4 protein-coding genes and 1 pseudogene are annotated in these 6,005 nt (G+C 63.1%); 3 read left to right on the top strand and 2 right to left on the bottom strand.

Annotation, left to right across the window (positions count from 1 at the left end; all coding sequences use genetic code 11):
* Positions 1-115: 115 nt before the first annotated feature.
* Positions 116-1,462: a 3-deoxy-7-phosphoheptulonate synthase class II gene (locus tag N5D53_RS27360; RefSeq protein ID WP_010952895.1), complete on the bottom strand. Its 1,347-nt coding sequence runs from the start codon at positions 1,460-1,462 to the stop codon at positions 116-118.
* Positions 1,463-1,578: 116 nt separating this feature from the next.
* Between N5D53_RS27360 and N5D53_RS27355 the strand changes: the two genes are divergently transcribed.
* Both N5D53_RS27355 and N5D53_RS27350 read left to right on the top strand, forming a co-directional pair.
* A complete protein-coding gene (locus N5D53_RS27355; protein ID WP_010952896.1) occupies positions 1,579-2,334 on the top strand; it encodes a hypothetical protein in 756 nt (251 codons plus the stop codon).
* A gap of 317 nt (positions 2,335-2,651) precedes the next feature.
* A pseudogene (locus N5D53_RS27350) lies at positions 2,652-4,365 on the top strand (DEAD/DEAH box helicase).
* A 141-nt stretch (positions 4,366-4,506) separates the two neighbouring features.
* On the opposite strand, the gene N5D53_RS27345 reads toward N5D53_RS27350, so the two are convergent.
* Positions 4,507-5,274: a class III extradiol ring-cleavage dioxygenase gene (locus N5D53_RS27345; protein WP_190870085.1), complete on the bottom strand. Its 768-nt coding sequence runs from the start codon at positions 5,272-5,274 to the stop codon at positions 4,507-4,509.
* A gap of 101 nt (positions 5,275-5,375) precedes the next feature.
* Here N5D53_RS27345 and N5D53_RS27340 point away from each other — a divergent pair.
* The coding region (locus tag N5D53_RS27340) for a thiopurine S-methyltransferase (RefSeq protein ID WP_279841120.1) at positions 5,376-6,005 on the top strand (630 nt) is incomplete at its 3' end.

Here is a 6,005-nt window from a genome sequence, read left to right as displayed (position 1 = left end):
CATGCCCGTCATCTCCCTCCGCAAGGCCTCCACTCGGCCTCCTGAAGTCGCAATCTGCGTCGCCTGGACTACCGCGCGCTTAGAAGCAAGATCAAAAGCGAAAAGCGAAAAGCGCTCAGCGCCGCACTTGCTTGAGGGTTTCGGCAATCAGGAATGCCAACTCCAGCGACTGATCAGCATTCATCCGCGGATCACAATGGGTGTGATACCGGTCAGACAACGCATCCTCGGTGATCGGCCGGGCACCGCCGATGCATTCGGTGACGTTCTGCCCAGTCATCTCGATATGGATACCGCCGGCATGGCTGCCCTCGGCCTGGTGTACCTGGAAGAACTGCTTCACCTCATCCAGAATCTGCGCAAAATCGCGGGTCTTGTAACCGCTGCTGGCCTTGATGGTGTTGCCGTGCATCGGATCGGAACTCCACAGCACCTTGCGCCCCTCGCGCTCGACAGTGCGGATCAGCCCCGGCAAGTGGTCGCCAACCTTGCCCGCGCCCATGCGCACGATCAGGTTCAAACGCCCCGGGTCGTTCGCCGGGTTGAGCGTGTCGATCAGGCGGATCAGCTCTTCGGGGTTCATGCTCGGGCCAACCTTTACCCCAATCGGGTTGTGCACGCCACGCAGGAACTCCACATGAGCCCCATCGAGCTGGCGGGTGCGGTCGCCAATCCACAGCATGTGCGCCGAGCAGTCGTAGTAGTCGCCAGTCAGGCTGTCCTGGCGCACGAAGGCTTCTTCATAGTTCAGCAGCAGCGCTTCGTGAGCCGTAAAGAAGCTGGTTTCGCGCAGTTGCGGCGCACTGTCCAGGCCACAGGCACGCATGAACGCCAGGGTTTCATCGATGCGATTGGCCAACTGGTGGTACTTGTCGGCCAGCGCCGAGTTGGCGATGAAGTCCAGGTTCCACTTGTGCACCTGATGCAGGTCGGCAAACCCGCCCTGGGCGAACGCACGCAGCAAGTTGAGGCTGGCGGTGGCCTGGTGGTAGGCCTGCAGCAGCCGCTCCGGGTCCGGAATGCGGCTTTTGGCGTCGAAACCGATGCCGTTGACGATGTCGCCACGGTAGGCGGGGAGGGTGACGTCGCCGATGGTTTCATCGCCAGATGAGCGCGGTTTGGCGAACTGCCCGGCCATACGCCCCACTTTCACCACCGGGCAGCCGGCGGCAAAGGTCATGACAATGGCCATTTGCAGCAACACCTTGAAGGTGTCGCGGATTTTTGCAGCCGAGAACTCGGCGAAGCTCTCGGCGCAATCGCCGCCCTGAAGCAGGAAGGCACGGCCTTCGGTGACCTCGGCGAACTGCCGGCGCAGCTCGCGCGCCTCACCCGCGAACACCAGCGGCGGGTAGCTGGCCAGGGTCTGTTCAACCTTCAGCAGGTGCGCGGCATCGGGGTAGGTCGGTTGCTGCTGGATCGGCAGGGCGCGCCAGCTGTCGGGGCTCCACGGTTGGTTCATCTTGGGCTCGGTCTTGTCGGTTGTAGGCTATGAGCCATGGTAACAGTTGGCGCTGCGCTTGTTGCATCAAGGGTGTTGGCGGACAATGCGCGTTTTTGCGCAGGTGGGTGGTGGACATGACGGCGGAACGGCAAGAGCGGCTGCTGGCACGCGTGGAAGATGCGTTTGGCGTCATCAGCGTGTACGAAGTAGACGACTACCGCTTTCTGGAATTCGGCGATGCGATCGAGCAAAGCTGCGTGTTCACCGCCGACCCCAGCTGGCTGGAGTACGACTACACCCGCGCCATGCTGGTGGGGGCGCTGTGCCACGAATCGCCGGAGAGCGCACTGTTTCTGGGCCTGGGCGCCGGCACGCTGACCCAGGCCTGCATGAAGTTCCTGCCGCTGGAGGACATCGAGGCCATTGAGCTGCGCCCGGATGTGCCGCGCCTGGCCATGGATTACCTGGGCCTGGATGACGACCCGCGGCTGTATGTGCGCATCGGCGATGCCCTGGAGCTGCTGCCCACGGCAGAGAAGGCCGACCTGCTGTTCGTTGACTTGTACACCGACCATGGTCCTGGGGTCGGGCACCTGGCGTGGAACTTCCTGGAGAACTGCCAGCAGCACCTGAACCCGGGCGGCTGGCTGGTGATCAACCAGTGGGCCACCGATGATGGCAGGCCGCTGGGCGCGGCGTTGCTGCGGGGGTTGTACCACCGGCATTATTGGGAACTGCCTGTGAAGGAGGGCAATGTGATTCTGCTGGTGCCGGCAGACCTGGAGCAGTCGCTGGACCTGGACGGTTTGAGAGCCCGGGCCGAGGCGCTGGCGCCGCGTTTGGGGTACAGCCTCGACGGACTGATCCGCGAGATTCGGCCGGCTACCTGAATGGCGGACGCGCGCCGACACCGAGCGCGTAAGGCTTCAGGGGATTATCGATTCAGCCTGTCGTGCGCGATAGCCCGATACTGGCCCTGCCTCCATGAAAATTTTCCTCACGTACGCGACTATTTCAGGTATAGTACGCGCCGGTCTTTTAGCGGACCTCAAAATCAGGTGGTGCAAATCCTCCGAGTCCAGCTTCGGCTGCGCGTCCGCTAGGCGGACCTTCCCAAGTTTTCTTTTTCAATCGTTTTCGCAAATCCCCGCCGCCAAAGCTGCCTGGGTGACCTGACGGTCTTTCAAGGCATGTGCAGCTTTGGAGCATGGGTCTTTGCGGATGCACCTAGAGGCAGACCCATGACCCAGGAAACCGGCGGCTTCGCCGCTCTCGATCTTAACCCGAACATTGTTGCTGCCGTTGTGGCTACCGGCTACGAAGAGCCGTCCGCCATTCAGCAACAATCGATCCCGATCATCCTCGCCGGTCACGACATGATCGGCCAGGCGCAGACTGGCACCGGCAAAACCGCTGCCTTCGCCCTGCCGATCCTGAACAAGATCGATGTGAGCAAGCGCGAACCGCAAGCCCTGATCCTGGCGCCAACCCGTGAGTTGGCGCTGCAAGTTGCTACCGCTTTCGAAACCTACGCCAAGCAGATGCCGGGCGTGAACGTTGTCGCCGTCTACGGTGGTGCCCCGATGGGCCCACAGCTGCGTGCGATCCGCAACGGCGCGCAAATCGTCGTGGCCACCCCGGGCCGTCTGTGCGACCACCTGCGTCGTGACGAAAAAGTCTTGTCGACCGTACAGTACCTGGTACTGGACGAAGCCGACGAGATGCTGAAGCTGGGCTTCATGGACGACCTCGAAGTGATCTTCGACGCAATCCCGGCTACCCGTCAGACCGTACTGTTCTCCGCTACCCTGCCGTCGTCGATCCGTTCGATCGCCGAGCGTCACCTGCGTGAACCCAAGCACGTCAAGATCCAGACCAAGACCCAGACCGTTACCGCAATCGAGCAGGCCCACCTGATGGTCCACGCGGACCAGAAGATCCCGGCTGTGCTGCGTCTGCTGGAAGTGGAAGAGTTCGATGCGCTGATCGCCTTCGTGCGTACCAAGCAAGCCACCCTGGACCTGGCCGCCGCGCTGGAAGCCAAAGGCTACAAGGCTGCTGCACTGAACGGCGATATCGCCCAGAACCAGCGTGAGCGCGTGATCGACTCGCTCAAGGATGGCCGCCTGGACATCGTCGTCGCCACCGACGTCGCTGCCCGTGGCCTGGACGTACCGCGCATCACTCACGTGTTCAACGTTGACATGCCGTACGACCCGGAGTCCTACGTACACCGTATCGGCCGTACTGGCCGTGCCGGTCGCGATGGCCGTGCACTGTTGCTGGTTACCCCGCGTGAGCGCCGCATGCTGCAGGTGATCGAGCGTGTTACCGGGCAGAAGGTTGCCGAAGCGCGCCTGCCGAATGCCCAGGCCGTGCTGGATGCCCGCATCAAGAAGCTGACCTCGAGCCTGGCGCCGCTGGTAGCCGAAGCAGAGGCCACCCACGGCGAGCTGTTCGACCGCCTGACCACCGACCTGGGTTGCAGCGCGCGTGCCCTGGCTTCGGCCCTGCTGCGCAAGGCCACCAATGGCCAAGCGCTGGACCTGGCGGCGGTAGAGCGTGAGCAGCCGCTGGTGCCGAGCTTCGCCCCGCGTGGTGAGCGTACCGAGCGCGGTGAGCGTGGCGAGCGTCCTGACCGTGGTGACCGTGAGCGCCGTGCACCGCTGCCGTTGGCAGAAGGCCGCGTGCGTTGCCGTACCGCCCTGGGTGCCCGTGATGGCATCGCTGCCAAGAACCTGCTGGGTGCGATCCTCAACGAAGGTGGCCTGGCGCGTGACGCTATCGGCCGCATCCAGGTGCGCGACAGCTTCAGCCTGGTCGAGCTGCCGGAAGACGGCCTCGAGAAGCTGCTGTCCAAGCTCAAGGACACCCGCGTGGCTGGCAAGCAGCTGAAGCTGCGTCGCTACCGCGAGGATTGATCCTGGCGTAACGAAAAAATCCCCGGCTTAGGTCGGGGATTTTTTTTGCCAGTACCGGCCCTTTCGCGGGCAAGCCCGCTCCTACAGGTACCCCACAGATTTCAGTACCTGTAGGAGCGGGCTTGCCCGCGAAGAGGCCCTTCAGTCGAACCGATAGATGTCCATCCCCAGCGCGCCCAGGGTAAACCCCTGATGCACCACGCCGAACTTGCTCCCGGCCCCGAGGGCAAAGAACAGCGGCAGCAAATGCTCATCACTGGGATGGTTGCGCACCGCAAACGGCGCCTGCTGCCGGTAATCCAGCAGCGCCGCCTGGTCATCCTCCTGCAACCGGTCTACCACCCAATCCCTGAACGCCAGCGCCCACGGCTCGATCACATCCGGCCCTGCATGCCAGTCCAGCTCACCCAGGTTGTGGGTAATGCTGCCCGAACCTATCAGCAGTACATCCTCCGCACGCAACCCCGCCAGTGCCTGGCCCACCTTCAGCTGCAGCGCCGGCCCCATGTGGATGGGCAGTGAAACCTGCACCACGGGAATGCGCGCATCCGGGTACATCAGCGACAGCGGCACCCAGGCGCCATGGTCGAATGGGCGTTGCATATCCAGCCGCGCGGGTAACCCCGCAGCCTTCAACCGCTCACTGACCTGGCCAGCAAGCCCGGGCTCGCCCGGCGCCGGGTACTGCACCGCATACAGGGCCGGTGGGAAGCCGTAGAAGTCATGCCAGGTTTCGGGCTGTGCGTTGCCGGTGACCAGCAGCTCGCGGCTTTCCCAGTGTGCCGACACCACCACGATCGCTTTCGGCCGGGGCAGCGCGTTGGCCAACCCGGACAGTGCCGGCCCGCTGGCGCCGGGTTGCAGGGCAAGCATGGGGGAACCATGGGAAATGAACAGGCTGGGCAGCATGGCGGGGTCCTGAAGGTTAAGATGCAACCATCATCGATTAACTACAGATCGAAATCCAAACCAAGTTTTACCGACAAATCATCTAAAAATCGGGAGTAATCATGGAACCAGCGTTCTGGCAGCAGCGGTGGGCCGACAACCAGATCGGCTTTCACCAGGCGCAGGTGAACCCCTATCTGCAGACGTATTGGCCACAGTTGCAGTTGGCGCCCGGCAGCCGCGTGCTGGTGCCGTTGTGCGGCAAGAGCCTGGACTTGGCCTGGCTGGCAGGGCAGGGCCATCGTGTATTGGGTGTGGAGCTGTCGCGGCGGGCGGTGGAGGACTTTTTCCGTGAGCACGGGCTTGAGGCCGAGGTGCGGCAGCAGGGCGCATTCGAGGTTTGGCGCAGTGGAGATGTACAGCTGTGGTGTGGCGACTTCTTTGCCTTGCGGGCAGAGGATGTGGCTGACTGCGTGGGGCTGTATGACCGGGCGGCGGTGATTGCGCTGCCGGTGCAGATGCGTGCGCTGTATATACAGCTGTTGTCGGGTTTGCTGCCGGCGAATTGCGGTGGGTTGGTGGTGACGCTGGAGTATGACCAGTCGTTGTTGGCCGGGCCGCCGTTTTCGGTCAGGGATGAAGAGCTGAGACAGGGGTTTGCGGGGTGGCAGGTGGAGCAGCTGGAGGCCGTGGAGGTGATTGAGGACAGCCCGAAGTTTGTGCAGGCCGGGGCGTCGAGTTTGTTGGAGCGG

Origin of the sequence: Pseudomonas sp. GD03862, from assembly GCF_029840855.1 — a bacterium.
Taxonomy (GTDB): domain Bacteria; phylum Pseudomonadota; class Gammaproteobacteria; order Pseudomonadales; family Pseudomonadaceae; genus Aquipseudomonas; species Aquipseudomonas alloputida.
Note: the sequence above shows the minus strand (reverse complement) of the source record. Positions and strands in the feature narration are given on the sequence as shown.